At 72.8% G+C, this 26,191-nt stretch carries 28 protein-coding genes; 13 read left to right on the forward strand and 15 right to left on the reverse strand.

The features are described 5' to 3' along the window. Nucleotides 1-77 precede the first annotated feature (77 nt). Nucleotides 78-1,196 carry a nucleotide disphospho-sugar-binding domain-containing protein gene (locus ACZ6JS_RS07885; RefSeq protein WP_469296665.1) on the forward strand — a complete coding sequence of 373 codons (1,119 nt, stop codon included), beginning with the start codon at nt 78-80 and terminating at the stop codon, nt 1,194-1,196. Nucleotides 1,197-1,236: 40 nt separating this feature from the next. On the opposite strand, the gene ACZ6JS_RS07890 is transcribed toward ACZ6JS_RS07885, so the two are convergent. The 4 genes from ACZ6JS_RS07890 to ACZ6JS_RS07905 all read right to left on the reverse strand — a co-directional run bounded on the left by ACZ6JS_RS07890 (nt 1,237) and on the right by ACZ6JS_RS07905 (nt 6,795). Continuing rightward, nucleotides 1,237-2,856: an FAD-binding oxidoreductase gene (locus ACZ6JS_RS07890; protein ID WP_469296667.1), complete on the reverse strand. Its 1,620-nt coding sequence runs from the start codon at nt 2,854-2,856 to the stop codon at nt 1,237-1,239. Beyond that, nucleotides 2,853-4,226 (reverse strand): activator-dependent family glycosyltransferase, encoded by a 1,374-nt coding sequence (locus tag ACZ6JS_RS07895; RefSeq protein WP_469296668.1) that lies wholly within the window; start codon nt 4,224-4,226, stop codon nt 2,853-2,855. Before ACZ6JS_RS07895 ends, ACZ6JS_RS07890 begins: the two co-directional genes overlap by 4 nt. Nucleotides 4,227-4,277: 51 nt before the next feature. Next, the gene (locus ACZ6JS_RS07900; protein ID WP_469296670.1) at nt 4,278-5,495 is read right to left on the reverse strand and encodes a methyltransferase domain-containing protein; all 1,218 of its coding nucleotides are present in this window, start codon (nt 5,493-5,495) and stop codon (nt 4,278-4,280) included. A 103-nt stretch (nt 5,496-5,598) separates the two neighbouring features. Further along, a complete protein-coding gene (locus tag ACZ6JS_RS07905; RefSeq protein WP_469296672.1) occupies nt 5,599-6,795 on the reverse strand; it encodes an aromatic ring-hydroxylating oxygenase subunit alpha in 1,197 nt (398 codons plus the stop codon). Between the two features lie 235 nt (nt 6,796-7,030). Here ACZ6JS_RS07905 and ACZ6JS_RS07910 point away from each other — a divergent pair, with 235 nt between their 5' ends. Beyond that, on the forward strand, nt 7,031-7,750 hold the full coding sequence (locus ACZ6JS_RS07910) for a class I SAM-dependent methyltransferase (RefSeq protein ID WP_469296673.1): 720 nt from the start codon (nt 7,031-7,033) through the stop codon (nt 7,748-7,750). A 23-nt stretch (nt 7,751-7,773) separates the two neighbouring features. Here ACZ6JS_RS07910 and ACZ6JS_RS07915 read toward each other — a convergent pair whose 3' ends face one another. The 3 genes from ACZ6JS_RS07915 to ACZ6JS_RS07925 all read right to left on the reverse strand — a co-directional run bounded on the left by ACZ6JS_RS07915 (nt 7,774) and on the right by ACZ6JS_RS07925 (nt 9,498). Then, the gene (locus ACZ6JS_RS07915; protein WP_469296675.1) at nt 7,774-8,031 is read right to left on the reverse strand and encodes a phosphopantetheine-binding protein; all 258 of its coding nucleotides are present in this window, start codon (nt 8,029-8,031) and stop codon (nt 7,774-7,776) included. A gap of 70 nt (nt 8,032-8,101) precedes the next feature. Beyond that, nucleotides 8,102-9,040: an NAD-dependent epimerase/dehydratase family protein gene (locus ACZ6JS_RS07920; protein ID WP_469296677.1), complete on the reverse strand. Its 939-nt coding sequence runs from the start codon at nt 9,038-9,040 to the stop codon at nt 8,102-8,104. Nucleotides 9,041-9,060: 20 nt separating this feature from the next. Next, entirely contained in the window at nt 9,061-9,498 is a 438-nt protein-coding gene (locus ACZ6JS_RS07925; RefSeq protein WP_031146985.1) for a nuclear transport factor 2 family protein, read from the reverse strand. A gap of 188 nt (nt 9,499-9,686) precedes the next feature. Between ACZ6JS_RS07925 and ACZ6JS_RS07930 the strand changes: the two genes are divergently transcribed. From ACZ6JS_RS07930 to ACZ6JS_RS07955, 6 genes are all read left to right on the forward strand, one after another. Continuing rightward, nucleotides 9,687-10,466 carry a cyclase family protein gene (locus ACZ6JS_RS07930; RefSeq protein WP_469296679.1) on the forward strand — a complete coding sequence of 260 codons (780 nt, stop codon included), beginning with the start codon at nt 9,687-9,689 and terminating at the stop codon, nt 10,464-10,466. Between the two features lie 34 nt (nt 10,467-10,500). Further along, nucleotides 10,501-11,211 carry a class I SAM-dependent methyltransferase gene (locus ACZ6JS_RS07935; RefSeq protein WP_469296681.1) on the forward strand — a complete coding sequence of 237 codons (711 nt, stop codon included), beginning with the start codon at nt 10,501-10,503 and terminating at the stop codon, nt 11,209-11,211. Nucleotides 11,212-11,260: 49 nt separating this feature from the next. Beyond that, a complete protein-coding gene (locus tag ACZ6JS_RS07940; protein WP_469296682.1) occupies nt 11,261-12,370 on the forward strand; it encodes a DegT/DnrJ/EryC1/StrS family aminotransferase in 1,110 nt (369 codons plus the stop codon). Beyond that, entirely contained in the window at nt 12,367-13,380 is a 1,014-nt protein-coding gene (locus tag ACZ6JS_RS07945) for a Gfo/Idh/MocA family protein (protein WP_469296684.1), read from the forward strand. Before ACZ6JS_RS07940 ends, ACZ6JS_RS07945 begins: the two co-directional genes overlap by 4 nt. A 122-nt stretch (nt 13,381-13,502) precedes the next feature. Further along, nucleotides 13,503-14,252, forward strand: coding sequence for a hypothetical protein (locus ACZ6JS_RS07950; RefSeq protein ID WP_469296685.1), 750 nt, complete (start codon nt 13,503-13,505; stop codon nt 14,250-14,252). Nucleotides 14,253-14,274: 22 nt separating this feature from the next. Then, nucleotides 14,275-15,078, forward strand: coding sequence for a VOC family protein (locus tag ACZ6JS_RS07955; protein WP_469296687.1), 804 nt, complete (start codon nt 14,275-14,277; stop codon nt 15,076-15,078). A gap of 49 nt (nt 15,079-15,127) precedes the next feature. On the opposite strand, the gene ACZ6JS_RS07960 is transcribed toward ACZ6JS_RS07955, so the two are convergent. The 3 genes from ACZ6JS_RS07960 to ACZ6JS_RS07970 form a co-directional block, all read right to left on the reverse strand. After that, nucleotides 15,128-15,949, reverse strand: coding sequence for an ABC transporter permease (locus ACZ6JS_RS07960; protein ID WP_469296688.1), 822 nt, complete (start codon nt 15,947-15,949; stop codon nt 15,128-15,130). Then, the gene (locus ACZ6JS_RS07965; protein ID WP_469297155.1) at nt 15,946-16,944 is read right to left on the reverse strand and encodes an ATP-binding cassette domain-containing protein; all 999 of its coding nucleotides are present in this window, start codon (nt 16,942-16,944) and stop codon (nt 15,946-15,948) included. The genes ACZ6JS_RS07960 and ACZ6JS_RS07965 overlap by 4 nt, the downstream gene beginning before the upstream one ends. 240 nt (nt 16,945-17,184) lie before the next feature. Further along, nucleotides 17,185-17,964, reverse strand: coding sequence for a VOC family protein (locus ACZ6JS_RS07970; protein ID WP_469296690.1), 780 nt, complete (start codon nt 17,962-17,964; stop codon nt 17,185-17,187). 201 nt (nt 17,965-18,165) lie between these two features. Here ACZ6JS_RS07970 and ACZ6JS_RS07975 point away from each other — a divergent pair, with 201 nt between their 5' ends. Further along, on the forward strand, nt 18,166-19,221 hold the full coding sequence (locus ACZ6JS_RS07975) for a nucleoside hydrolase (protein ID WP_469296692.1): 1,056 nt from the start codon (nt 18,166-18,168) through the stop codon (nt 19,219-19,221). Here the strand turns inward: ACZ6JS_RS07975 and ACZ6JS_RS07980 are convergent. The 3 genes from ACZ6JS_RS07980 to ACZ6JS_RS07990 form a co-directional block, all read right to left on the reverse strand. Further along, the gene (locus ACZ6JS_RS07980) at nt 19,158-19,745 is read right to left on the reverse strand and encodes a DUF5133 domain-containing protein (protein WP_469296694.1); all 588 of its coding nucleotides are present in this window, start codon (nt 19,743-19,745) and stop codon (nt 19,158-19,160) included. The genes ACZ6JS_RS07975 and ACZ6JS_RS07980 overlap by 64 nt on opposite strands. Nucleotides 19,746-19,962: 217 nt before the next feature. Beyond that, nucleotides 19,963-20,238 (reverse strand): isoamylase early set domain-containing protein, encoded by a 276-nt coding sequence (locus tag ACZ6JS_RS07985; protein WP_469296696.1) that lies wholly within the window; start codon nt 20,236-20,238, stop codon nt 19,963-19,965. Nucleotides 20,239-20,350: 112 nt separating this feature from the next. Beyond that, entirely contained in the window at nt 20,351-21,013 is a 663-nt protein-coding gene (locus ACZ6JS_RS07990) for a DUF4232 domain-containing protein (protein WP_469296698.1), read from the reverse strand. A gap of 191 nt (nt 21,014-21,204) precedes the next feature. Between ACZ6JS_RS07990 and ACZ6JS_RS07995 the strand changes: the two genes are divergently transcribed. The 4 genes from ACZ6JS_RS07995 to ACZ6JS_RS08010 all read left to right on the forward strand — a co-directional run bounded on the left by ACZ6JS_RS07995 (nt 21,205) and on the right by ACZ6JS_RS08010 (nt 23,585). After that, complete coding sequence (locus tag ACZ6JS_RS07995; RefSeq protein WP_469296699.1) at nt 21,205-21,621, forward strand: VOC family protein; 417 nt, start codon at nt 21,205-21,207, stop codon at nt 21,619-21,621. Between the two features lie 181 nt (nt 21,622-21,802). Next, complete coding sequence (locus ACZ6JS_RS08000; RefSeq protein ID WP_469296701.1) at nt 21,803-22,261, forward strand: GNAT family N-acetyltransferase; 459 nt, start codon at nt 21,803-21,805, stop codon at nt 22,259-22,261. Nucleotides 22,262-22,568: 307 nt separating this feature from the next. After that, nucleotides 22,569-22,889, forward strand: a complete 321-nt coding sequence (locus ACZ6JS_RS08005; protein WP_469296702.1) for a VOC family protein — start codon at nt 22,569-22,571, stop codon at nt 22,887-22,889. Between the two features lie 279 nt (nt 22,890-23,168). After that, the gene (locus tag ACZ6JS_RS08010; protein ID WP_469296704.1) at nt 23,169-23,585 is read left to right on the forward strand and encodes a VOC family protein; all 417 of its coding nucleotides are present in this window, start codon (nt 23,169-23,171) and stop codon (nt 23,583-23,585) included. A gap of 252 nt (nt 23,586-23,837) precedes the next feature. Here ACZ6JS_RS08010 and ACZ6JS_RS08015 read toward each other — a convergent pair whose 3' ends face one another. Together ACZ6JS_RS08015 and ACZ6JS_RS08020 are read right to left on the reverse strand one after the other, a co-directional pair. Beyond that, nucleotides 23,838-24,653: a copper chaperone gene (locus ACZ6JS_RS08015; protein ID WP_469296706.1), complete on the reverse strand. Its 816-nt coding sequence runs from the start codon at nt 24,651-24,653 to the stop codon at nt 23,838-23,840. Continuing rightward, entirely contained in the window at nt 24,653-26,083 is a 1,431-nt protein-coding gene (locus ACZ6JS_RS08020) for a tyrosinase family protein (protein WP_469296707.1), read from the reverse strand. The genes ACZ6JS_RS08015 and ACZ6JS_RS08020 overlap by 1 nt, the downstream gene beginning before the upstream one ends. Nucleotides 26,084-26,191 lie beyond the last annotated feature (108 nt).

The raw sequence follows: 26,191 nt of genomic DNA on the forward strand, positions 1-26,191 counted from the left end.
GGCTCCGTGAGCCTTCAAGGACGCGGGGGGAGGGTGGCACCAGCACCCCAACCCCCTTCATGAGGCGAGGAGTCCCCATGCGCGTACTGTTCGTCAACTCCCCAGGGCTGGGGCACATCTTCCCGTCGGTGCCCCTGGCGCACGCACTGACCGCTGCGGGTCACGACGTGCTGTTCGCCCAGGGCGGTGACGTCGGCGCGGTGGCCGCGGCGGGCGTCAACGTCGTCGATGTGACCCCCGGGCTCGACTATGCGACGGTGTTCCGGCCCGAGGAGATCGACTTCAGCGTCGACGGCGGGGACGAGTTCGTCGCCGCGCTCTTCGCCCGGGTCTCGGGCGTCACCGTGGACCGGCTGCTGGAGGTCGCCCGCGGCTGGTCCCCGGACCTGGTCGTCCACTCGCCGCTCCAGGGCGCCGGCCCGCTGGTGGCGGGGGCGCTCGGCGTTCCGGCCGTGTCGGTGGTCACCGGTCCGGCCGACAGCGCGCCGCTCATCGCCGGTCTGATGCGCGATCACATGAAGGAGCACTACGCGCGGCATGACGTCGCACCCGTGCCGGCGCCCGGCCTCCGGCTCAACTCCATACCGCCGAGCCTGCTGGCGCTGCTTCCGGAGCGGGTGCGGGCGCAGGACGACGTGCCCTTCCGGTACGTGCCCTTCAACGGCAACGGCGAGCTGCCCGGCTGGCTCCTGGAGCCGCCGCGCCGGCCCAGGATCGCGGTCACGCTGGGGTCGATCGCCGGCCTGTGGGGCGGGCTCGCCCTGCTGGCGCCGCTCGTCGCCGCGGCGGCCGGCACGGACGCGGAGTTCGTCGTCACCCTGGGGGGCGGTGATCCGTCGCTGCTGGGTGAACTGCCGCCGAACGTGCGGACGGTGGACTGGCTCGCCCTGGGGCCGCTGCTGCGGACCTGTCACGGGCTGATCCACCACGGCGGCTCGGGCACGTCGGCTGTCGCGATGGCCATGGGCGTACCCCAGTGCGTCATGCCGCTCAGTCCGGACCAGAAGGACAACGAGCGTGCGGTCGTCGAGCGGGGTATCGCGATCGGGGCGTCGGCGGGAGCCGTCGGCACGGCGGAGTTCCGGGCTCTGCTGGAGGACGAGGGGATGCGGGCGGCCGCCGCCGAGGTGCGCGACGAGGCGGCGGCGATGCCGTCCCCCGCCGCGCTCGTCGGGCTTCTGGAGTCCCTGGCCTGAGGGGCCGCGGGCGGGCGGGGCGCGGGCGCGCGTCGGCGCGTCAGCGGCCCGGGGGCCGGACGGACAGCGCGTGGCGGAACACGTCCGCCGGGTCCCATCGGGCCTTGACCTGCTGGAGCCGTGGGTAGTTGTCCCGGTAGTAGAAGGTGTGCCAGGGCACCCCGGAGGTGTTCCACCGGGGGTCGGCGAGGTCGACGTCCGGGTAGTTGATGTAGGCCCCGCCGTTCGCGGCGTCGGGCACGGGCACGCCTCCGGTGTCCGCGTACAGGTCCCGGTACAGCTCGCGCACCCAGGCCAGTTGCTCGTCGCCGGAGATCCCGGGCCACCATGAGGTCTCATAGGAGGCGCTGAAGAGGCTGTCGCGGTGCGGGATCGCCGTCGCGTCCGCCGGGACCGTGTTGATCCTGCCGCCGAGGGTGGACAGGTACACGGCCGAGCCCTGGTGCTCGCCGCCGGAGCTGGTCAGAAAGCGGTGCAGGGTCCGGATCTGGGTTTCCGTCCAGGCCTTGCGCAGGAGGGCGGCCTTGGACTTGAAGGGGTACCCGCCGCCGGCGTACGGGTCGGCGGTCAGGGTCGACTTCAGCCACAGCGCGGTGGCCTGTTCGGCCTCGTGGCGCACTCCGGTGCCGGCGGTGATCGCCGCGACATACTCGTCGAGCAGTTTCGCGCCGTGCGGCAGGGAGCCGTCCACGTTGGCCACGAGCGTGAACCGCCCGTTCGCCCGGTGGTTGAGGATGAGCCACGCGCTGAGGGGTGCGTAGCGGGAGTTCACGGCGGACTCCCGCTCGTGCCAGGTACCGTGGTTGCGCAGGATCCGTACGAAGGCCGCCTCGGTCATGTCCGCCCACGACCAGCCGATGGTGACGGAGCGGATGGTGGCCGGGGGTCTGGGCAGCAGGGTCGTCGGGTCGTCGCCGCGCGCGCCGGGCGAGCGCATCAGATAGCGGGTGACGATGCCGAAGTTGCCGCCTCCGCCTCCGGTGTGGGCCCACCACAGGTCGTGATGGGGGTCGGCGGGGTCGCGGGTGGCGGTGACCAGGCGGGCCCGGCCGGGGCGGTCGGCCACGACGACCTCGACGCCGTACAGGTGGTCGGCGACGAAGCCGTGGTGGCGCGACAGCCCTCCGTACCCGCCGCCCGCGATGTGCCCGCCGGCGCCGACGCCGGGGCAGGCGCCCGCCGGGACGGTCACTCCCCATCCGAGGTAGAGGGTGCGGTAGACCTCGCCGAGCGTCGCGCCGGACTCGATGGCGAAGGCCTTGTGCCGGGGGTCGTAGTGGACGGACTTCATCTCGGAGACGTCGACGACGACCTGGACGGCCGGGTCGTCGACGAAGCCCTCGAAGCAGTGTCCGCCGCTGCGGACGGCGATCCGCCGGCCCGTGCGCAGGGCGTCGTCCACGGCGGCGACCACCTGGTCGGCGCGGTGGACGAGGCGTACGGACTCCGGGCGGCCGGCGAACCTCCCGTTGTAGCCCCTGGCCGTCAGCTCGGCGTAGCGGGGGTCGCCCGGGCGGATGTCCTTGGCCGGGGGCGGCGGGAAGCAGCCGGCGGCCTTCGTGTCCGCCGCGGCCGTTCCCGTGCCGGCGGCGGTGAGCGCCGCGGCGCTCCCGGCGGCGACGCCGCCCGCGATGAATCCGCGGCGCGATAGGTCCTTCACTGCCACTCTCCCTGTCGTTGGTGCGGTCGCCGCCCGGCGGCGAGCTCTTCGAGGACGGGTACGACGGCGCTGGGCGCGGGCATGTCCCTCGACTCGTCGCGCAGCCGGCCGGCCGCCCGGGTGAAGGAGGGCTCCTCCAGCAGCCGCATGACCATGCCGCGCAGGGTTGCGGCGTCGGCCTTCTCGGGCTGCGCGACCCGGATCCCGGCTCCGCGCTCCGCCAGCAGGCGTGCCTTGTGGTCGGTGTCCCACACCCCGTCGGGCAGGATCAGCTGGGGCACTCCGCAGCTCAGCGCGGTGTTGAAGGTGCCCGCCCCGCCGTGGTGGATCACCGCGGAGCAGCTGGGGAGCAGGGTCTCGAGGGGGACGAAGTCCACGACGCGGACGTTGTCCGGAACTTCGGTGACTGACGCGAGCTGGGCCGCGTTCAGGGTGGCCACCACCTCTGCGTCGACCCCGCCGAGGGCCGAGAGCACCTCCCCGAGCGGGAGCCGGTCGGCGCCGAGCAGCTCGCGGTGCGAGACGCCGAGCGTGAGGCAGACGCGACGGCGCTCCTGCGGCTCGCGCAACCAGTCCGGCAGCACGGAGCTGCCGTTGTGGGGGGCGCAGCGCATGGGTACCCGGTCCGGTCCGTCCAGCAGGCGCAAGGCGGGCGGGAGGGGGTCGATGGTGCGCTGCCCGAGGACGAGGTCCTCGCCGAACTCCCCGCCGTAGCGCCGCACGGTCTCGCCCAGCCACTCCTCCATCGGGTCCTCGCGCTGCGCCGGCGGCAGCCGGCGCAGCGCTTGGAGGTAGGGGTGGCGCATCCGGCCGATGAGGTCCAGGCCGAACAGGAGCCGGACGTGGGCCGCACCGACGGCCCGGGCGGCGACGGGTCCCGCGAAGGTCAGGGGGTCCCAGACGACCAGGTCCGGCCGCCACCACCGGGCGTGGCGCACCAGGTCGTCGATCATCGCTGGTGCGGAGTACTGCTGGAACACCTGGGTGGTCATGGCGGTGAAGACGCCGTGCATGTACTCGTACGACAGTTTCTGCGGGCGGATCTCGGTCATGTCCGTCCAGTACTCGTACCGCTCGGCGATCGCCCGGTGGTCGTCCGCGCCGCCGGTGTCCTCCCAGGCTCCCGGGTCCTGCGCCGTGCCTTCGGCGGACCCGTCGTGCCCGTGCTGTTCGTACGACTCCATCTGGGCCGCCAGGTCGAGCGCGGCTCCGGCCGTCACGGCCGTCAGGCCGGTGCGGGTGATGTCGTCGGCGAGGTCGGGCTGGCCGGCCATGTGGACCTCGTGGCCGGCCGCCCGCAGTGCCCAGGCCAGCGAGACCTGTGCGTACAGATGTGACTTCGCTGTGTGTGTGGTGAACAGGACCCGCATCGGGCACCCTTCCTCGGCCGGCGTGTTCGCTTGCTGCGGGCGCGGGCGCGCTCAGAGCACGCGGACGTCCGGGACGTAGCGGATCCACTTGCCGCCGGCGGCCCGGAACTGCTGTTCCTTGGCGATGATCTCCTCGGCGTGGTTCCAGGCGAACAGCAGGGCGTAGTCGGGGTAGGGGTTCTCGAAGTCGGCCCGGGACCGCACCGGGATGTGCGAACCCGGTGTCAGCCGTCCCTGCTTGTTCGGGGTCGTGTCGGAGATGAAGGAGATCAGGTCGGGCCCGATGCCGCAGTAGTTGGCGACGGTGGCGCTCTTGGCCGTGGCCCCGTACCCGACGACCGTGCGGCCTTCGTCGCGCAGCCGGCGCAGCAGCGCGACCAGCTCGTCGCGGGCCCGCTCCACACGGGCCACGAAGCCCTGGAGGGTGGCGAGCTCCGACAGCCCGCGCCGGCGTTCCTGTCCCAGCAGCTCGGCGACCGCGGGCGCGGGGGTGCGCCGTCCGGCGCGGGCGATGGTGTAGCGGACCTCGCCTCCGTGCACGGAGAGCCGCTCCACGTCGACCAGTTCGAAGCCGAACCGCTCGACCATGGCGCTCACGGAGGAGACGGAGAAGAAGTAGTAGTGCTCGTCGTAGATCTGGTCGAAGGAGGCGAGGTCGACGATGTCGGCGAGATAGGGGTCCTCGAAGACGAACACCCCATCCGGTGCGAGCAGTTCGTCCACTCCCCGGAAGATGGAGTCCAGGTAGGGGATGTGGCAGATGGTGTTCGCCGCGAAGATGACCTGGGCGTGCCCCTCCTCCTTGCGGATGTCGGCGGCCGTCGACTCCTGGAAGAACTCGGTGGCGACGCGGATGCCCTGGCGGCGCGCGATGTCGGCCACGCTCTGCGAGGGTTCGACACCCAGGTGGCGGACCCCGGCCTCGGCCAGGGCGCGGAGCATGACGCCGTCGTTGCAGCCCAGTTCGACGAGGAAGGCGTCCGTCCCGGTGAGTTCGGTCTCCAGGAAGTGCCGGGCGGTCTCCTCGAAGTGCTTGCGCATGACGGAGGACCCGGACGACAGGTACGGGTAGTGGCTGTTGAACATCAGGTGGCGCGGCACTTCCTCGGTGAGCTGGACCATGGTGCAGTCGCCGCAGACGCCGACGGCCAGCCGGAAGAAGAACTCGTCGCCGAGGTATTCGGGCTCGAGGAGCCCGCTGGAGAGCGGTTGCTGTCCGAAGTCGATGAACTCGTGCAGCCGACCGCCGCAGATCCGACAACTGAGCACGATGGAGGTCCTCTTCCTTGAGTGGCGGATGAGCGGAGTGGCGGATGAGCCGGGGTGGGGATTCGTCACGGCGTGCGCGGCCGGGCGTGCCCGGCGGGCGGGCTCACAGGCCCCCCGGCCAGTCGTCGTCGGCCCGCAGCAGGGCCCGTGCCAGGTTCTGGTAGAAGGCCACGACGCCGGGTTCCTTGGGGCTGAGGTGGCCGCGTGCGGCGAAGCGGGACCCCACGGCGCGCTGGACGGCCTCCAGGCCGTTGCGGTCCTCGCTGTTGATCATTCCCGCGTACGTCTCGGCCTGCAGGCGCATCTCGTCGAGGTCGGCGCCCTCCAGCGCGGCACGCGGCACGAGGATGCCGCCGCGGACCAGCGTGCGGTCGATCGTCTGCGGGATGAGGCTGAGCCAGATGACCATCTCGCCCGCCGCGGCCAGGCTGGCCGCGGGGAAGACGAAGATGCCGTACAGGTGGGCCTTCTCCGTCTCCGTCAGCGGCAGGGCGTAGGCCTCCTGCGGCTCGGTGAACGGGACGAGCAGGCGCAGCGCCCACGGGGAGTCGACCCGTACGTCCGTGTCGGACCCGCCGGGCGTCGACTGCTGGAGGGTCTCCGGGTGGAAGCCCATGACGTGGTAGTTCTCGTGGGCGTTCTCGACGGCGACCTTCCAGTTGCACGCCCACTGCTCGCTCCACGAGCCGAGTTGCGCCATCTCGTCGAGCCGGTAGTTGGTGAGGTCGCCCGAGATGCGCTTCAGCTCGGGGGCGAGGGGGGCCGCGGCCGCGTCGAGGTTCACGTACACGAAGCCGTGCCACTCCTCGACGGCGAATGCGGGGAGTCTGCAGTTCTTCGGATCGAAGTCCGGGTTCCGCCGCATGTGGGTGGCGCCGAGGAGGCGGCCGTCGAGCCCGTACCGCCACAGGTGGTACGGGCATGTGAAGGAGTCGGCCCGGCCCCTGGCGCCGGAATCGACGAGCGGCATCATCCGGTGCCGGCAGATCGGTGACATCCCGTGGAGCGCGCCGTCCGCGTCGCGGGTGAGCAGGATCTGCTCGCCCGCGATGTCGACCGAGACGTAGCTGTTCGGCTCGGCGAGTTCGTCGCGGTGCGCGACGAGCACCCACGAGCGTCCGAAGACGCGGGTGCGCTCGAGCTCGTACAGCTCGGGCGAGGTGAACGCGCGGGGCGGCAGACTGAGCTGGGGTGCCCGGTCCAGGTAGCCGCGCAGTACGTCCAGCAGCTCGGCGACCTCTGCCGACGGGGAGCCGGCGCGGGCGTCGGCGGTCCGGTCTGTGCTCGTTCCTGTGCTCATCGTGGGGACTCCAACCTGTGCCGCGGGTCCGTGGTGCCCCGACCCTGGCAGGGGGGATTCGAACCCTGCTCGACAGCGGGGCCCCGGCCCGCGAGACGCCCCGGGGACCCGTGCGTCCAGCCGGCCTCCGGCGTTCCTCTAGCGGCCGGCCGGACCATCGGTCCCGCCGGACCCCTGTCCCTTCCGCCGTACCCGCCGCGCCGTCGCCGGCGGGTGCCCGTCGAGCGAGGTCGCCGTGTACGGAGCCGAACTGGCCGAGATCTACGAGCTCATCCACCGCAGCCGCGGCAAGGACTACCTCGAGGAGGCGGCCGAGGTGGAGCGGCAGGTGCGGGTGCGCAAGCCGGACGCGGCGAGCCTGCTCGACGTGGCGTGCGGCACCGGGGCCCATCTGCGCTGCTTCGACGAGCTGTTCGACGAGGTGGCCGGGCTGGAGCTGTCCGAGCCGATGGCCCGTTTCGCCCAGGCGGCGCTGCCGCACGTGCCCGTGCACGTGGGTGACATGCGGGACTTCGAACTGGGCCGCACCTACGACGTCGTCACGTGCATGTTCGGCTCGATCGGCTACCTGCTGACGCAGGAGGCGCTGGTCGGCGCTCTGCGCCGGTTCGCGCGGCACTTGGCGCCCGACGGGGTGCTGGCCGTCGACCCGTGGTGGTTCCCCGAGACGTACCTGCACGGCCACGTCGCCGGCGCCACGGCGACCGTCGGGGGGCGGACCGTGTCCCGGGTCTCCCACTCCGTACGGGAGGGGGCCGCTTCCCGGATGAACGTGCACTACCTCGTCGCGGACGGGGCGTCGGGCGTCCGGCACTTCCAGGAGACGCACCTGATCGGCCTGTTCTCGCGGGAGCAGTACGAGGCGGCGTTCGAGGCCGCCGGTTTCCGCGTCGACTACGTCCCCGTCGCGCCCGCCGGTCGCGGGCTCTTCGTCGGCGTCCCGTCCGCCGGGTGATCCGGCGAACGGGACGGCGGGGTTCAGGACCGCTGCACCAGCTGCGCGTTGGCCTGCTCCAGGAACTGGTTCAGCGTCTTGATGCGGGTCTCCGCGTCCGGCATGCCGATGGAGTACCTCCGCTCGACCTGGCTGATGGCCTCCAGCAGGGCGAGCGAGTCGTAGCCGAGGACGCTCAGCTCGACGTCACCGACGTCCTCGCCGTGCAGATCGGCGCCGTCCGCCTCGCCCGCGCACTCGCGGAAGATCTCTACCAGTACCGGCAGGGTCAGTTCACTCATCACACGTACCTCTCTCCGCTGGTGGGGAATCGGGCGCCCGCCGACGGGCGCCCGGGGTCGCGGCAGGGGCTCAGCCCGCCGCCTTCCACATGTCGTGCAGGGAGGCGCGCAGCCCGATGGCCGGGCGCCAGCCCAGGACCCGTTCCGCGCGCCGGATGTCGGCCTTGGTCCAGCCGCCGCCCTTGCTCTCCACCGCCCCGCCGGTCTCCTTGACCGTGCCGGGTGGGAACCCGGCCGCCTCGACCAGGGTGGTGACCAGTTCGCGCATGGTGGGCGCCTCACCGCGTCCGATGTTGAACACGGTGCCGGAGGCGGCCGCGTCCGCGGCCACCAGGACGGCCGAGGCGACGTCGCGCACGTCGACGTAGTCACGTGCCGCGTCCGCGATCACCAGCTCCAGCCGCTCCCCCGGCGTCAGTGCGCGCAGCCGGTGCAGCACGGTGCCCAGGAAGCTCGCCTCCGACGGGTGCGGACCGCACACGTTGACCGGGCGCAGCACGACACCGTCGACGTCCCCGGTCCGGGCCGCCTCCAGTACGGCCTGGGATCCGGCCAGTTTCGTCCGGGCGTACGGGGTGGTCGGCTCCGGCGGCACCGACTCGTCGATGCCGTCGGGGTCCGGGGACACGAATCCGTACTCGTGGATGCTGCCGACGTGGACGACGCGGGGGCGGGTGGGCAGCTTCGCGACGCCGGCGAGCATCCGCTCCACCAGCCGCACATGCGCGTGGTGCATCGCCTCCTCGGTCACCACCCATCCGCCCGTGGCGTTGACGACGACCTCCACGTTCCGCTCCGCGAGGAGGTCGGCGACGTCCCGGGGATCCGCCTCCGCCACGTCCAGCGGGACGAAGGGGTGCCGGGCGGCGTGCGGCGCGGGGCGCCGGGCCACGCCCAGCACCTGGTGTCCCGTGCGCGTGAACGCCGCGGCCACCTGCCGTCCGATGGTGCCGGTCGCGCCCAGTACGGCGACCGTACGGGGCGTGCTCACTTCACGCGGGCTCGTCATCGCGTCTCCCCTCCTCTCCGTCACGGGCGCCGGTCGTCACGGGTGACGCGGCGTTCGCGCACCTTCAGTTCGCCGTCGACCCGGACGAGCACGTCGTCGCACACGCACATCAGGTGCAGGCGGGGGCTGCCGCCCCGGGCCGTGGCGATGATCTGCGCGTACGAACGGACGCTCAGGGAGCCGTCCTCGCCCGGCCGGACCGACACCATGCCGAGCAGGTGCCGGTGCACCTCGCCGGCCTCGGCCAGCGCCGCGGCGGCCTTGTCGACCCCCTCGGCCAGGGCGGCCCGGCCGACGACGGGCTCGGGCAGCGAGGGCGGCGCGAACGATCCGTCCTCGGTGAAGGTCCGCGCCCAGCCCTCGCCGTCCCCGGCGTCCAGCAGGTGCATGTGATCGGCGTAGAACTGTTGCACTTCGGCATAGAGGGAATCGAACGACGACGAGGTTCCCGTCCGCATTGCCACCGCGTCCTCCTCACGCTGGTCCCGTTCGGGGCGAACGGGCGTACCCGCGAACGATTCACGACGGCCTTCGACATCGGCTCGAACGTGACGCGCGGGAGCCGAGTGAGGCTTGAGCGCTTCTCCGTCGGCGCGGAGCACGATCTGCTCGTCGGTGGGAGCGGTTCGGTGCGTAGGAGGTCCGTGTGCGGTTGATCGACCTGTCGTCGGCGGTGGATGCCACGGCGTACGAGCCGGATCCGGTGGTCCATGAGGTGTTGACGCCCCGCCAGGGTGCCGAGCACATGAGCGCGGAGATGCGCACGCACTTCGGGCTGGAGTTCTCTCCCGACGAACTGCCCGACGGGGAGTTCCTCTCGCTCGACCGGATCACCCTGACCTCGCACACCGGCACCCACGTGGACGCGCCCTCGCACTACGGCTCCCGGGCCGGGTACGGCGACGGCGTGCCGCGGCACATCGACCGGATGCCGCTGGAGTGGTTCTGCAGGCCGGGGGTCGTGCTCGACCTCACCGACGCGCCGACCGGTGTCGTCGGGGCGGCGCGGCTGGAGAAGGAGTTCGAGCGGATCGGCCGCACCCCGGCGCCGATGGACATCGTCCTGCTGCGCACCGGGGCCTCGGCGCGGGCGGGTACCCCGGAGTACTTCACCGAGTTCGCCGGGCTGGACGGGCCGGCCGTGCACCTGCTGCTGGACCTGGGGGTGCGGGTGATCGGGACGGACGCGTTCAGCCTGGACGCCCCGTTCACCGACATCATCGGACGCTACCGGCGCACCGGTGACCGTTCGGTGCTGTGGCCGGCCCACTTCGCCGGCCGCGACCGGGAGTACTGCCAGATCGAGCGGCTGGCGAACCTCGACGCCCTGCCCGCCCCGTACGGGTTCACCGTCGTCTGCTTCCCCGTGAAGATCGCGGGCGCGGGCGCGGGCTGGACCAGGGCGGTCGCCATGGTCGACGAGTGACCCCGACCCCCACCCCGACACCGACTGGAGAGAGATGTACGGACAGGAGCTGGCGGAGGTCTACGAGATCTTCTACCGCAGCCGGGGCAAGGACTGGCCGGCCGAGGCGGCCCACGTCACGGACCTCGTACGGGCGCGCTGCCCGGACGCGGACTCCCTGCTCGACGTGGCCTGCGGGACCGGGGCCCATCTGGAGACCTTCGGAACACTGTTCAAGCACACCGAGGGCCTGGAGATCGCCGCCCCGATGCGGGAGCTGGCGCACCGGCGGCTGCCGGCGGTGACGGTCCACCCCGGCGACATGCGCGCCTTCGGCCTCGGCCGCACCTTCGACGCGGTCGTGTGCATGTTCTGCGCCATCGGCTACCTCGGCACCGTGGCCGACATGCGGGACGCGGTGCGTTCGATGGCCGGGCACGTACGCCCCGGCGGCGTGCTCGTCATCGAGCCGTGGTGGTTCCCCGAGGACCACGTCGAGGGCTACGTCGCGGGCGACCTCGGCCGGGAGAACGGCCGCACGGTGGCGCGGATCTCGCACTCGACCCTCCAGGGCCGCGCGACCCGGATGGAGGTGCGGTTCCTCGTCGGCGACAGCTCCGGCATCCGGGAGTTCACCGAGGTCGACGTCCTCACCCTCTTCACCAAGGACGAGTACCTCGCGGCGTTCGCCGACGCGGGGTGCACCGTCGAGTACCTCCCCGGCGACCCGACCGGGCGCGGTCTGTTCGTCGGTGTACGGCAGTAGGACCCCATCCAGGCACGTGCCGGAGACGAGCGGAGACGGTGACTCAGCCATGACCACTTACGTATGGGACTACCTGCGCGAGTACGAGAACGAGCGGGAGGACATCCACGACGCCCTCGAGACCGTGCTGCGGTCGGGGCAGCTCGTGCTCGGCGCGAGCGGGCGCGGCTTCGAGGAGGAGTTCGCCGCCTACCACGGGGTCGGGCACGCGGTGGGCGTCGACAACGGCACCAACGCGATCAAGCTGGGCCTCCAGGCGATCGGGGTGGGCCCCGGCGACGAGGTGATCACGGTCTCGAACACCGCCGCGCCCACGGTGGTGGCCATCGACTCCGTGGGGGCGACACCCGTCTTCGTCGACGTCCACCCCGACACCTACCTGATGGACGTCGAGCAGGTGTCCGCGGCCGTCACCGGGCGCACCAGGTGTCTGCTGCCGGTCCATCTGTACGGCCAGTGCGTGGACATGACCGCGCTCCAGGCCGTGGCCGACGAGCACGGCCTGGTGGTCTTCGAGGACTGCGCACAGGCCCACGGCGCCCGCCAGGGCGGACGCCTCGCCGGCACCTGGGGGGCCGCGGCCGGGTTCTCCTTCTATCCCACCAAGGTGCTCGGGGCCTACGGCGACGGCGGCGCCGTCATCACCTCGGACCCGGCGGTGGACGCCGCGCTGCGGCGGCTGCGGTACTACGGCATGGAGGAGCGCTACTACGTCGTCCAGACCCCGGGGCACAACAGCCGCCTGGACGAGCTGCACGCGGAGATCCTGCGCCGCAAGCTGCGCCGGCTCGACGCGTACGTCGAGGGCCGGCGCGCGGTGGCCCGCCGGTACGCCGAGGGACTCGCCGGCACCGGGCTGGTCCTGCCGTCGACGGAGCCGGGCAACGACCATGTCCACTACGTCTACGTGGTCCGCCATCCGCGGCGCGACGCGATCATCGAGGCCCTGAAGGCCTACGACATCCAGCTGAACATCAGCTACCCGTGGCCGGTCCACACCATGACGGGTTTCGCCCACCTGGGATACGCCAAGGGGTCCCTGCCCGTCACCGAGTCGGCAGCCGAGGAGATCTTCTCGCTGCCGATGTACCCCTCGCTGGACCCGGCGGTGCAGGACAAGGTGATCGGCGCGCTCCACGACGTACTGGCCGCGCTGTGAGCCCTGTCCCCACCGGGCGGGGCGGGGACGGCGGCCGCCGGGTCCGCATGGGTGTGCTGGGCTGCGCGGACATCGCGCTGCGCCGGATGCTCCCGGCCATCGCGGCGGCCGAGTCGGCCGAGCTCGTCGCGGTGGCCAGCCGGGACGCCGCCAAGGCGCAACGGGCGGCGGCCCGGTTCGGGTGCGCCGGCGTCAAGGGCTATCGGACGCTGCTGGAGCGGGACGACATCGACGCGGTGTACGTGCCGCTCCCGCCCGCACTCCATTTCGAACAGGTGGCCGAGGCGTTGCGGGCCGGCAAGCACGTGCTGTGCGAGAAGCCGCTGTGCACGACCCACGCGGAGGCCGCCGAGCTGATGGAGCTGGCTCGGCGGCACCGCCGGATCCTCGCCGAGAACTTCATGTTCCTGCACCACTCCCAGCACGCCGGGGTCCGCTCGCTCGTCGAGTCGGGTGCCATCGGCGGGTTGGAGGTGCTCTCCGGGTCCTTCGGCGTACCGCCGCTGGACCCCGCGGGGTTCCGCTACGCCCCTTCGCTCGGCGGCGGCGCGCTGCTGGACGTCGGCGTCTATCCGCTGCGCACGGCGCAGATGTACCTGTCCGGCGAACCGGAGGTGCTGGCGGCCACCCTGCGGGTGGACGGCGCGACCGGGGTGGACGTGGCGGGCACGGCGCTGCTGTGCGCCCCCGACGGCGTCGCGGCGCAGCTGGAGTTCGGCTTCCGCCACTCCTACCGGTCGCGCTACGCGCTGTGGGGCGGCGCGGGCCGGATCTCGGTGGAGCGGGCGTACACCCCGCCACAGGTGCTCAAGCCCGTGGTCCGGCTCCAGCAACAGGACCGGCTGACCGAGTTGGCGATGCCCGCGGACGACCAGGTGCGCAACGCGCTGGCCGCGTTCACGGCCGCCGTCCTGGCCGGCGGGGACGGACCGGTCGGCGAAGCGGAGTCGCTCCTGCAGGCCAGGCTGGTCGAGGACGTCCGCAAGGTCGCCAGGATCGTCGGAGGGTGAGCGGCGGGCGCCCGGGCTGCGGCGTCCGCGGCGCGGACCTACGCTGATCCGGTGACCGGCCGCACCGGAGGCAGGGTGTCACCTGGCGCCGCCCGGCGGTGGTCCGAGGGAGGTGACGCCCGATGTCCGCACCCCGGGCAGCAGCCGTGGTCCGCCGCGCGGCCGCGGGAACCGTCTTTCTGATCGTGTTCGCGGGCGCCGGCACCGGCACCGCCCTGGCCGACGACAACGGCATGGCCGACAAGAGCGCGCAGGCCATCGCCGACGCCTCGCGCAAGGCCATGTCGGAGGTCACGTCCATGCGCATGGAGGCCAAGGTGACCGAGGGATCGGGCACCACGGCGCTGGACATCCGGTTCGACGAGGCGGGCAACTGTGTCGGCACCGTCAGGCCGCCCGGCGGCTCCGGCAGGGCCGACGTGATCAAACGCGGCAACGACGTGTGGATGAAGCTCGACGACGCGCTGCTGCGGGCCCAGGTACCGGGCGCCGCGGCCGAGGACGCGATCGCGCTGATCGACGGCCGCTACCTGCACGGCACCACGGACAACGTCATGCTGCGCGATTTCGCCCAGTTCTGCGATCTCGACCACTTCAAGTCGGAGTTCTCCTCCAAGCCGGCGAACGAGCAGCTCACGAAGGGCGCGCGCAGCACCGTCGACGGCCGTCCGGCCATCACGGTCACCGGCAAGCGCGGCGGGGACACCGGCACCTACCAGGTGTCCACCCAGGACGAGCCGTACCTCCTGCGAGTCCAGGGCGCCAAGGCCTCCGGCGAGCGTGTGGACGCCACCTTCTCCGCCTTCGACGAGCCCGTCCGGCCCAAGCCCCCGGCGCCCGCCGACTCGGTCGACCTGTCCGAGCTCCAGTAGCGCACCGCGCGAAAGGACCACCATGATCACCACTGACTTCGCCGCGGGCGCCCCCTGCTGGATCGACCTCGGCGCTCCCGACGTGCCCGGCGCGGCCGCGTTCTACGGAGCCGTACTCGGCTGGGACTACGAGTCCATGGGCGAGGGCGAGGACATGGAGGGCGGGATGTTCCGCAAGGACGGGAAGATCGTCGCCGGACTCGGCAAGCTCACCGAGGAGGGCGCCCGGCCGGCCTGGATGATCTACTACAGCGTGCCCGACGCGGACGCCGCCACCGCAGCCGTCGAGCGCGCCGGGGGCACGGTGCGGGTGCCTCCGAGGGACCTCGACGAGTGGGGGCGGATGGCCCAGTACAGCGACCCGCTGGGGGGGCAGTCCGCCGTCTGGCAGCCGGGAACCAGCAAGGGTGTCGAGCTGGTCGACGAGCCGGGCTCGCTGTCGTGGACGGAGCTCTACACGAGCGACGCGGCGGCGGCCAAGGACTTCTACGGCGGAGTCTTCGGCTGGTGGTTCAGCGACATGGAACTGCCGGGCGGCGCGGGCACGTACGCGCTGGTCACGCCTGCCGGGCAGCCCGCGGAGCGCATGCACGGCGGCATGATGGAGCTGCCCGCCGAGGACCTCGACCTGGCGGACGGGCGGCCCTACTGGCATCCCGTCTTCGCCGTCACCGACTGCGACGCGGCGGTCGACGCGGTCACCGGGAACGGCGGCAGTGTGCAGATGGGGCCGGAGGACGCCGAGGGCGTCGGACGGCTGGCCGTCTGCCTCGACCCGGCGGGCGCCGACTTCGTGGTGCTGGCCCCGTCGCCGGACCGACCCTGATCCCGTCCCCGCGGAGGGCGGCCCCGGGAAGGCCGGCCCGCGGGAGAGGTCAGACGCGGGAGCGGTAGGCCCGCATCGCGAGCGGGACGAAGACGATCGCGATGCCCGCCGCCCAGATCAGGGACCACATGATCGGCTCGCCGGCAGGGGTGCCGAGCAGCAGTCCGCGGAAGGCGTCCGACAGCTGGGTGACGGGATTGACGTTCACCCAGGCCTGGAGCCAGCCCGGCATCGTGTCGACCATCACGAACGCGCTGCTCGTGAAGGTGATCGGGAAGATCAGCGTGAAGGCGAAGACCTGTACCTTCTCCGCGTCGCCCGCCAGCATCCCGATCAGCACGGCCGTCCAGGAGACGGCCGCGGCGAAGACCAGGAGCAGCAGCAGCCCGCCGACGAAGCCGGCGACGCCGCCGGTGATCTCGAAGCCCAGCAGGGTGCCCAGGGCGATCATCAGGAGCATCGCCCACAGCTGTTTGGCCAGGTCGGCCGTGATACGGCCGAGGAGCGGCGCCGAGCGGGCGATGGGCAGGCTGCGGAGGCGGTCGAAAACGCCCTTGGTGAGGTCGGTGTTCAGCGCCATGGCCGTGTACATGCTCATGAAGAGCGTGTTCTGGACGATGATCCCGGCGAGCGCGTACTGGAGGTATGCCTGCGGGGATCCGGCCATCTGTCCGCCGAAGACGAAGGTGAACAGGAAGACGAACATGATCGGCGAGATGCTGTAGTCGACGAGCTCCAGCGGGTTGTGCTTGACGGAGACCAGGCTGCGCCAGGCGAGCGTCGCGGTCTGCCGCAGGGCCGCCAGGGGGCGCACCCGGCCGCTGCCGCCCAGGGCACCGGCCACGGGCGCGGACGCGGACGCGGCGGTCATGACAGGCTCCCCGCGGTCGCGTACTGCTCCCCCTCGCCGTCGCCGTCGCCCACCGCGGTCTGCGGCTGCGCCCGGTGGCCGGTCAGGACCATGAACACCTCGTCGAGCGACGAGCGCCGCAGCGTCAGCTCGGCCACCGCGATGCCCGCCTGGTCCAGTCGGCGGACCACGTTCGGCATCAGCTCCGGATCCTTGACGGGCACGGTGATCTCCTCGCCTTCGATCTCCGCCAGGGGGCCCGCGGCCTCGGCGAGCAGGGCGTGCGCCGTGCCGAGGTCCGCCGCGCGGGCCGGCCGCAGCTGCAGCACCTGGCCGCCGACCTGCGCCTTCAGCTCGTCCGGCGTGCCGTCGGCGATGACCGCGCCCTTGTCGATCACCACGATGCTGTCGGCCAGCCGGTCCGCCTCGTCGAGGTACTGCGTGGTCAGCAGCACCGTGACCCCCTCGGCGACGAGGCCGCGCAGCATGTCCCACACCTCACCGCGGCTGTGCGGGTCGAGCCCGGTGGTCGGCTCGTCCAGGAAGAGGATCTGCGGCCTCCCCACCAGGCTCGCCGCCAGGTCCAGGCGGCGCCGCATGCCGCCGGAGTACGTCTTGGCCGCCCGCCCCGCCGCCTCGACCAGCTGGAACCGGTCGAGCAGTTCGGTGGCCCGGGCACGGGCCCCCGCGCGCGGCATGCCGAGCAGCCGCCCGATCATCAGCAGGTTCTCCGTGCCGGTCAGGTTCTCGTCGACGGCGGCGTACTGGCCGGTGAGGCCGATCATCGAACGGACCCGGCCCGCCTGCCTGACGACGTCGTGCCCGGCGACCTCCGCGCGGCCCTCGTCCGGCTGGAGGAGGGTGGCGAAGATGCGGACGGCGGTGGTCTTGCCCGCGCCGTTGGGTCCCAGCAGGCCGAGGACGCTTCCGGCGGGCACCTGGAGGTCCACGCCGGCCAGTGCACGGGTCTGCTTGAACCGCTTGGCCAGGCCTTCGGCCCGGATCGCGTACTGCATGGAGATCACCCCGGAGGTACGTGCTGCTGCCACTTCCCTCAACTGTGACGCACGCCACCGACATTGTCCGGACGGACGGACGGACGGACGGCCCGGGCGGCTCCGGGCGGCCCGGGCGGCTCCGGGCGGCCCGGGCGGCTCCGGGCGGCCCGGGCGGCTCCGGGCGGCCCGGGCGGCTCCGGGCGGGCGGCGCCGCCCGCCCGGAGCGGGTCCGCGGCCCCCGGGCCGCCCCGGGACCACTCAGGCGATGGCCTCGCTGATGGTGAAGAGGGCCCCGGTCCGGTCGCGCAGGGTGACCCGGCGGTCCGTCGGGGAGGACCGCACCGGTGTCACGGCGGCGCCTCCGCGCTCGATCGCCCGGACGACGGCCCCGTCCAGGTCGGCCACGGCGAAATGGACGTGCCAGCGGGGCCGGACCTGCGGGTCGGGGGCCTGCTCCACCGCTCCTGCCTCGATCCGCGCGACGGTCTGGCTGCCCCGGCGCACCACCACGTGGTCGTGCTCGTAGGCAACGTCGCAGCATCCGGGCCGCTCGCAGGCCCAGTCGAGGACCTCGCCGTAGAACACCGCCGCGGCGAACGCGTCGCGGGTGCGCAGCTCGACCCAGGCCGCGGCGTCCTCCTGTCCGGCGTGCCACTCCGGGACGACCTCGCCCTCCCAGAAGCCGAAGACCGCCCCGTACGGGTCGGCGGCCAGCGCGGCCCTCCCGGTGGCGAAGGCGAGCGGTCCGACGGCCATCGTCGCGCCCCGCTCGCGGACCCGGGCGGCGGTCACCTCCGCGTCGTCGACAGCGAAGTACGGCGTCCATGCGGTCGGCACGGCGAGCCGCGCGGCGAGCGCGCCGACGGAGGCCACGGGCCGGCCGTCCAGCATGGCGACGCGGAAGTGCTCACCGAGCCGGGTGGCCCGGAACGTCCAGCCCAGCACCCCGGCGTAGAAGTCCTCCGCGTCGGCGAGGCCGGGGGCCGTGAGGTTGACCCAGCAGGGCACGCCGAACACCTCACGGCTGTTGGTCGTCATGGCACCGCCTCCGATCGCCGCCCGGCATCCGGTCCCGCCGCAGGGCGGCTGCCCCGCCCGACCACTCCTCACACACGCGGGCGAAACGGACCATCCGTGGCGCATCGGCGGCGGCGGCGGTGTGCGCCGGCCCTCCGGTGCGCACACTGGACCCGGTGGACCGCGCCGCGGCGGCGGCGGACCGACGAGAGGTGTCCGGCCTTGATCGTTCCAGTTCCCGTTCCCGTTCCCGTTCCCCTTGCTGCTCGTGCGCCCGTTCCTGTCGTCATCGACTGCGATCCGGGGCACGACGACGCCCTCGCCATCCTCCTCGCGGCGGGAGACCCGGGGGTCGACCTGCTGGCCGTGACCACGGTCGCGGGCAACCAGACCGTGGAGAAGACCACCCTGAACGCCCTGCGGGTGTGCACTGTCGCCGGCATCACGGGAGTACCCGTCGCCGCCGGCTGCGCGGCACCGCTGGTGGAGCCGCTGCGGGTCGCCGAGGACGTGCACGGGGTGTCGGGTCTGGACGGCCCCCGCTTCCCCGAACCGTCCCTGGCCGCCGAGCCCGACCACGCGGTGGAGCTGCTGCGGCGCATCCTGGCCGGGTCTCCGGAGCCGGTCACCCTGGTACCGACGGCGCCCCTGACCAACATCGCCCTGCTGCTGACCCGGTACCCCGAGCTGGCGGGCCGGATCAGGGAGATCGTGCTGATGGGCGGCTCCACGGACCGGGGGAACCGGACCCCGGCCGCGGAGTTCAACATCCACACCGATCCGGAGGCCGCGGACATCGTCTTCCGCAGCGGCGTACCGGTGACCATGTGCGGGCTCAACGTCACCCACCAGGCCCTCGCGACGCCTGAGGTCGTCGCCCGCTTCGAGGCTCTGGACACCGACCTCGGGCGGATCTGCGCCGAGCTGCTGGGCTTCTTCGCGGGCACCTACCGGCGGCTGTGGAACTTTCCCGCTCCCCCGGTGCACGACCCGGTCGCGGTGGCCCGGGTCATCGACCCCGCGCTGGTCACCTGCGTGGACGCGTACGTGGCCGTGGAACTCCACGGCCGGCACACGCGCGGGGCGACGGTGGTGGACCTGCACGGCACCCTGGGGCGGCCGGCGAACGCCCGGGTCGCCGTCGGGCTGCGGGCCGACCTGTTCTGGGACCGGCTGCTGGCGGCCGTGGCGGCCCTGGGCGGCTCCGGCGCGGGTCAGTCGGTGCCTCCCGCGGGGGGCCGCACCGGATCGGGCCCCTCGGACGGGGGAAGCCGGTGAGCCGCCACCAGCTCCTCGGCGGCCAGCAGCGCGCTGTGCGCGTTGCGCTGGCCCATCAGGACGCACAGCGTGTACGCGGCATCCTCCATCGCGGCGCGCAGTGCCGGGTCGTCCGGCGCGGCCAGCGTACGGCGGCGCACGGCCCGCAGGTGGTTCAGGTGCCGGCGCAGCACGTGCGGGGCCGGCAGGAGCGTCCCGGAGGGGGGCGGCGCAGGGGGGTACGGGGTCCGGGCATGCCCGATCTCGGCGCGCAGCGCACGCTCGCAGTCCGGGTCGACGTCCGCGGGGCACGTGCGGGTCGCGATGACCGTGCGCGCCATGAGCTGGAGCGTGACGCCCGCGGCCTGGGCCGCGTTGCCGAGGACGCGCCGGGCACTCTCGGCGGTGCAGGGCACCAGGGCCATCACCATCCCGGTCGCGCCGGCGAGCGCGGCCCGGTCCGTGACACCGTCGGCGTCCGCTTCCCCCGCGGTCACTGCGGCGCCGCCTTCCGTGCGGCTGCGGGCCGCCGGGCTCTGAATCATCCGTCCGCTCCTCGGGTCTGTCCTGGTGGATGCCGCTGTGTAGCACCTCCGGACGAGCGGCGGGCGCGCACACGCGGGCGCCGTGGAGCGGATCGCCCGATGTGGGGATCCACGATGCCTCGGGTTGACGTTTCGCGGCGCTCCGCGCGGCTCGTGCCGCGCGAACGCTCCGCAGCGGCGGGTGCCGGTACGGAGCGTGCCGCTCAGCGCGTGGACGTCAGGTGTTCAGACGGCTGTTGGGGCCGTCGTGCCCGTCCGCGCCCGCGTCGTTGAACCAGTAGTCCCCGGCGGCGAGGTAGCGGAAGGCGTGCGTGGCCTTGGCGGGCAGCGCGACCGTCACCGCCCGCATGCCGTCGGGACGGGGTTCGAGTACGTGGGCGCCCGGCTGCCAGTCGTTGAACGTCCCCACGACGCTGACGGGGCCGGGCGGGTCGCCCCCGGGCAGCACGAAGGTGACGGCGGTGGTGTTCTTGCGACGCTGTCGTTCCAGCATGAAGTGCTCCTTCTGCGTCGTGGACGGCCCCACGTTTCCGGAGTCATCCTGACGGCCCCTCGCGGCGCCCACCCGCGACCCGCCGCAGCGCGCCCAGGGTCACCCGTCGGGGCTACAGGCTCAGGGCGTCCTCGGCGTTGTCCACCCACGGGGTCACGGAGTTCTTGGCGGCGGAGACGTACAGGCCCGGGGTCGGCGCCTTGAGCGGTGTCTGCACGAGGTCGGACTCGGTGCTCATGGTCATCGCGATGGAGTCGACCGTCTTGCCCGTGCCGTCGACGGCACCGCCCATGAGGCCGGCATAGGCGGACTTGCCCGGGGCGAGCCTGATCGCGTCCTCGATGCCGGGGGCCGTGCCCCGCTCCGTGGCCTGCCCGTCCAGGGCGCCGAAGGTGACGACCGGGTGCCCGAGCACCCTGCACGCCTTCGTTCCCCTGTTGGTGATCTTCAGCAGGTAGCTGCTGGTCGTGGGCTCCGCCAGGCTAGCGGTGAACGTCACGTCCTGGGTGCTGCAGGGGAAGACGTCGAAGTCGGGGTCGGCCGGCGCACTCGAGCCGGGGGAACCGGCGGACTTCGACGGCCCGGCCGGCTTCGCCGCCGGTGTCGCGGCCTTCGACGGCGCGGCGGAGCCGGCCGGGGACGAGCCGGCGCTCGGCGTGCCCGCGGACGGCGTGCCGGTCCCGCCCGCCGCGTCGTCCCCGGTGGGCCCGCAGGCGGTCAGCGCCAGAACGGACAGGGCGGCGAGGGCGACGGCGGTTCTGCGTACGGTGCTCATGGTGTTCCCCCCAGAGAGGTGCGACTCGCGCGGGGCCGGTCCCGGCCGATTCCGGCGGCCTGGGACCAGGATCCCGACGAAGCTTCACAGCTTGGTGACGGGCCGTCGCCGAGTCGACCACGGTTGCCGGCGCGCCGCTCCCGCCTCCCCTAACCTGAAATGACAGCAGACCATCAGGAAGGGAATTTTCCATGCCTTCTCGCCTCAACCCGTACATCAGCTTCGACGGCGACGCCCGGCAGGCCATGGAGTTCTACAAGGAGGTCTTCGGCGGCACCCTGGCGTTGAACACGTACGGCGACTTCGGCGGGGAGGAGGCCGGCGACGCCGCCGACCTGATCATGCACGGCATGCTGGAGACCGCGAGCGGCTTCACGCTCATGGGCGCCGACAACCCCCCGGGCACGCAGTACAGCCCGGGCAACAACATCTCGGTGAGCGTCAGCGGGGAGGACGACGGCGAACTGCGCGGCTACTGGAAGGCGCTCTCCGGCAGCGGTACGGTCTCGGTGCCGCTGGAGAAGCAGATGTGGGGCGACGTCTTCGGCATGTGCACGGACCGCTTCGGCATCACCTGGCTCGTCAACATCAGCACGCCGGAGGGCTGACCCCGCCGCCGCGCGAACACGGCCGGCGCTCCCGCGCCACCTCCACGGTGGCGCTGCGGCGGTGCCCTTTTCGACAGCACGGCACCTGCCTCGCCGGCCCGACTCCCGCATGATCGATTCTCCGCACCGTGCGGGAGCACGGGCGGCCCGCGCCGCCCTTCGATCACAGGAGTCCAGTTCCATGTCCGACATCACCGTGCGGGCCGTGAGGCCCGGGGACTTCGCGCAGTGGCGTGTCCTGTACCGCGGCTACGCCGATTTCTACGAGGTTCAGCAGACCGAGGAGGCGGCCGCAACGGTGTGGTCGTGGGTGAACGACCCGGCCCACGAGGTCGGCGCCCTGGTGGCCCAGGACTCCGCGGGCCGGCTCCTCGGCCTGGCCCACTACCGCCCCTTCGCCCGGCCCCTGTCCGCGACGGTCGGCTGCTTCCTCGACGACCTGTTCGTGGCACCGGAACACCGCGGGTCGGTCGCCGCCGACCTGCTGCTCGGCACGCTGCGCCAGCTCGCGGGCGAACGCGGCTGGAGCGTGGTCCGCTGGATCACCGCTGACGACAACCACCGCGCGCGGGCCAAGTACGACCAGGTGGCCACGCGCACCATGTGGGTCACCTACGACATGCCCCCGGCCCGCCCCTGACCTGCGTGCCGCCCGGACCGCCCCGGACGCGGCCTTACGGCCGGGCGTGAGCGTCCTCACCGCTGGAACCGGCACGGCTCGCGGAGCCGGGCGGCGGACGCTGAACGGCCGCTCCCGCGCGGCCATTTGCCCCCCGACACCCCCGGCCGCCCACGACCCGGTCGCAAGTAGGCTTCGATCACGGCTCGGGGCGGACGCTCTCGTCGCCTCATACGGAGGCCGCCGGCCGACCGGCGGCCGGTGAGGCCCGAGGCGGTGGGCTCTCTGCCACGTCTGTCCCGCGGGGACGCGACGGAGGGAATCGGATGTGACCGTCGACCTGCTCGTGATCTGCACGACCCGGCTGGAGGAGTGCCGCGACTTCTACGCCGGACTCGGCCTCGAGCTCGTACCGGAGAAGCACGGCAGCGGGCCGGACCACTATGCCGCGACCTTCGCCGACGGAGGCGTTCTGGAGCTGTACCCGGCCACGCGCCGCCCGGAGACCGGCTACCTGCGCCTCGGGCTGACGGCCGCGGCGCGCGTGCCGGGAGGGCGTGCGGCCGGCCGGCACACCCTCAGCGACCCCGACGGCCGCACGGTCGTCCTGACCGTCCCGGAGTCGAGCGGGGCCGCGAGCGGTTCGTGAGGAGTGCCCACCGTGCGATGGCCGCCGCGGCGGTGACGGCGGTCCGGTTGCGACAGCCGAGGCCATGCGGGTCCGACCTCTCGTGTGCACGCCGTGCACGGGCCGAACGGACCGTGCGTGAGCCGGGGCGACCCCGTTCGGCGGCTCGCCACCCGGAAGGACCACACGGACGCCGACGGGCACCGGGTGCAGGCCGCCGCCTTCGCGGCATTGTCGGTGCCGTGTTCTAGCCTCGGCCCGCAAGCTCCATCCCATCCCGCCACACGGAGGGCAGGCTCGATGGCCTCGGCACCGCAGAAGATCACCACGTTCCTGATGTTCGAGGGCAGGGCGGAGGAGGCCCTGACCTTCTACACCTCCCTGTTCGACGACTCCGAGGTCATCGACATCACCCGCTACGGCGCCGACGGCCCCGGCGAGGAGGGCACCGTGCTGCGTGCCACGTTCTCGCTCGCCGGACAGCAGTTCATGTGCATCGACAGCTACGTCAAACACGAGTTCGGCTTCACCCCGGCGGTTTCGCTCTTCGTGGAGTGCGGGTCCGTCGCCGAGCTCGACCGCCTCTACGCGGCCCTCGCCGACGGGGGCAAGGAGCTGATGCCGGTGGGCTCGTACGGCTTCAGCGCACGGTTCGGCTGGGTGAACGACCGCTTCGGGGTGTCCTGGCAGCTGAACCTCCAGGAGCTGCAGGCCTGAAGGCTGGAGCAGAAGGGGGCGGCTGTCGGCTCACGGCGTCCGAGGCGGAGCACCGCGTTTCCCGCACTCCGGCATCAGCTCACGCTCATCCCGCGCTGCGGCCATACCCCCCGCTCGGTGCGCAGCGCGTTGAGCTTCCGCGAGGCCTTCAAAAACGTGTGGTCGGCGTGCGCACCCTGGAACCCGGTCTTCGCGCTTGTTCCCGCGCCTCACGAGCAGTGTGGCGGCCTGCCCGCACGAGGGGCCACCCGGTCACGTCAGGGCCGGTGTGAGGGCGACGGCCACTGCGGCCGCCGCGAGGGCTGCGGCGGCGAGGCGCGTGGTGCGCCCCGGCCTGCGGGCGAACCGCTCCGCCGTGACGATCCCGGTGAGCAGCGCCATCCAGGCGAGCATGCCCGTGCCCGCGCCGCCGGCCGCGGCCATCACCGCCATCAGCGCCCAGCACGACCGCAGGCAGGCGCCGCCGTGGCGCAGCCCGAAGCGGACCGTGCCCGCCACGGCCCGCGGGCCGCTCAGCGGCAACGGGGAGGAGCGGTGGCAGTCGCGCAGGGCGCGCCGTTTGTGAACCGTCGCCTGCCGGGCGCCGGCGAGAGCGAGCGCGCCGGCCAGTGCGGTGTCGCCGGGCAGGCGCGACCACAGCGGGGCCGCCGCGAGGAGCAGCGCGCCGTAGCCGGTCCACACCGCCAGGTAGACGGCGGCGAAGCCGCCCATCGCGCGCTGCCGGCGCCGGCGCAGGCTGTTCGTGCCCACGTGCGCGAGCGCCGGGAGCGCGGCGGGCAGCATCATCGCGACGCACATCAGCGCCCATGCCGCGAGGCCGCCGAGGCCCGCGGTGGCGCCGTGGGCCGTGTGCGCGGAGGACACGTGGTGGTGGGGCGCCTCACCGGCGGGGGCGGGGACCGCGGGGTGGGCGCCGTGGTGCGCCCCGGCCACGGTCAGCGCGATCACGGCGATCCAGGCGGCGAGGGCCGCGAGTTCGTAGGGGAAGGTGACGCGCGGCCACGGCCGCCGGGGCAGGCGCGCCGGCGGCCGTGGGGACCGCGCCCGCGCCCCGCCCTCGAGGGCCATCAGGTGTAGCTGAGACTGACGCGCCCGATCTCGACCGGAGGGTCCTCGACCGCCGCCTCCTCCGCCGGCACAGCTGCTGCTGCTCCGAGCGGACGGAACGTGACGCTCATCCGGTCTTCGTCCCAGGCGTCCTGCGCCCGCAGCCTGCGTACGAGCGGGGTGATCTCGACGCTCACCCGCAGGCCGTGCGGGTGCTCGTCGCCCCGGGGGTCCTGGGCCCGCTCGATGCCGAAGAAGGACAGGTTGCCGACCCGGTGGCCCTCAGCCTGCTCGCGGGAGGCCCCTTCGGGCAGGTTCACGTAGATGCCGTAGACCTTGTCGGGGTTGGTGTCGCCCTCGATGTCCTCGACGTTGAGGTAGATGTGGCGGTCGGCCTCGGGTTCGTCGACGCCGAGCGCCTCGCCCAGCGGCCTGGTGGTGCGCCGGTCGATCGGCACCGCGATGCTCTCGGCGTGGCCGACGAGGCGCAGGGGCTGTTCCGAGGAGCCGGCCATCTCACGGCGCCGCGGCGGGGTCGGTCCCGAGGCGCTCGGACCGTTCGTCATCTCGGGCACGGGAAACCTCGTCGCGTGAAGCGGAACCGGCGGGGAGATCGGCACGGGCGACTCGTAGGTGTAGCCCAGTTGCCCCGCCGGGTCGAGGATGTCGGACGCCGCCAGGCTCTGCCGGCTCCCGTCCGCGTCGAAGAACGTGTATTCCTGGGTGATCCAGCGCGGGTCGTCGGGGTTGCTGTTCCCCGAACGGCTCGACCACAGGAACCACAGGCGGTCGATGTTGGCGTGGTGGAGCCAGAAGACCGGATCCAGCGCGGCCGTGGTGGTCCGGCCCATCCAGCGGCCGATGTGGCTGTGCACGGCGTTGTGGGGCGTGTCCTCCAGGGCGCCCTTGCGGTTCCAGAAGGTGCTGCCGTTCGGCGTGATGCCGCCGCCGAACTCGGTTTCGCCGACGAAGCGGGTGCGCCCCATCGCGTAGGCCGGGGAGGTGATCTCGAAGGGCAGGGGTTCGCCCTCGTTGACAAGGTTCGCCCGCTCGGCGAACAGCGGGTTGGCGCCGCCGTCCTCGTCGCGGAAGGCCGGTGGGATCCGGGCCTGCTCCCGGTCGGCGTCGTAGTCCCAGAACGGCAGCGCCCAGTCGGCCGGGCCGCCGAGCCGGACGACCGTCGCGCGGACGATCCGCTCGAAGTACCAGAGGTACATGCGGTGCCAGGCGAGGAAGTACCAGGAGCCGTGCTCGCAGCCGTTCCACAGCGGCCTCGGGGGCGTCGCGCTCGTCCCGTGGACGGCTGCCTGGTACGTCCAGCCGGTGGGGTCGTCGGGGTCCCGCGCCTTCATCTCGGCCACGGCCGCCGCGTAGTGGGCGAGCGTCAGGTCGCCGGCCGGGAGGGTCCACACGTTCCTGCGCACGTGCGCCACCTGCTGAGGGCTGCCCATCGCGTCCGCCTTCCATCAGAAATCGGGAGGAACCTACCGAATGGACATGCAGCGATCGAACCGGCACGCGGGCGGCAGGCCCAAAGGGGGTTCCCGGTGCCTCCTTCC

Source organism: Streptomyces sp. NPDC046349 (genome assembly GCF_055587885.1).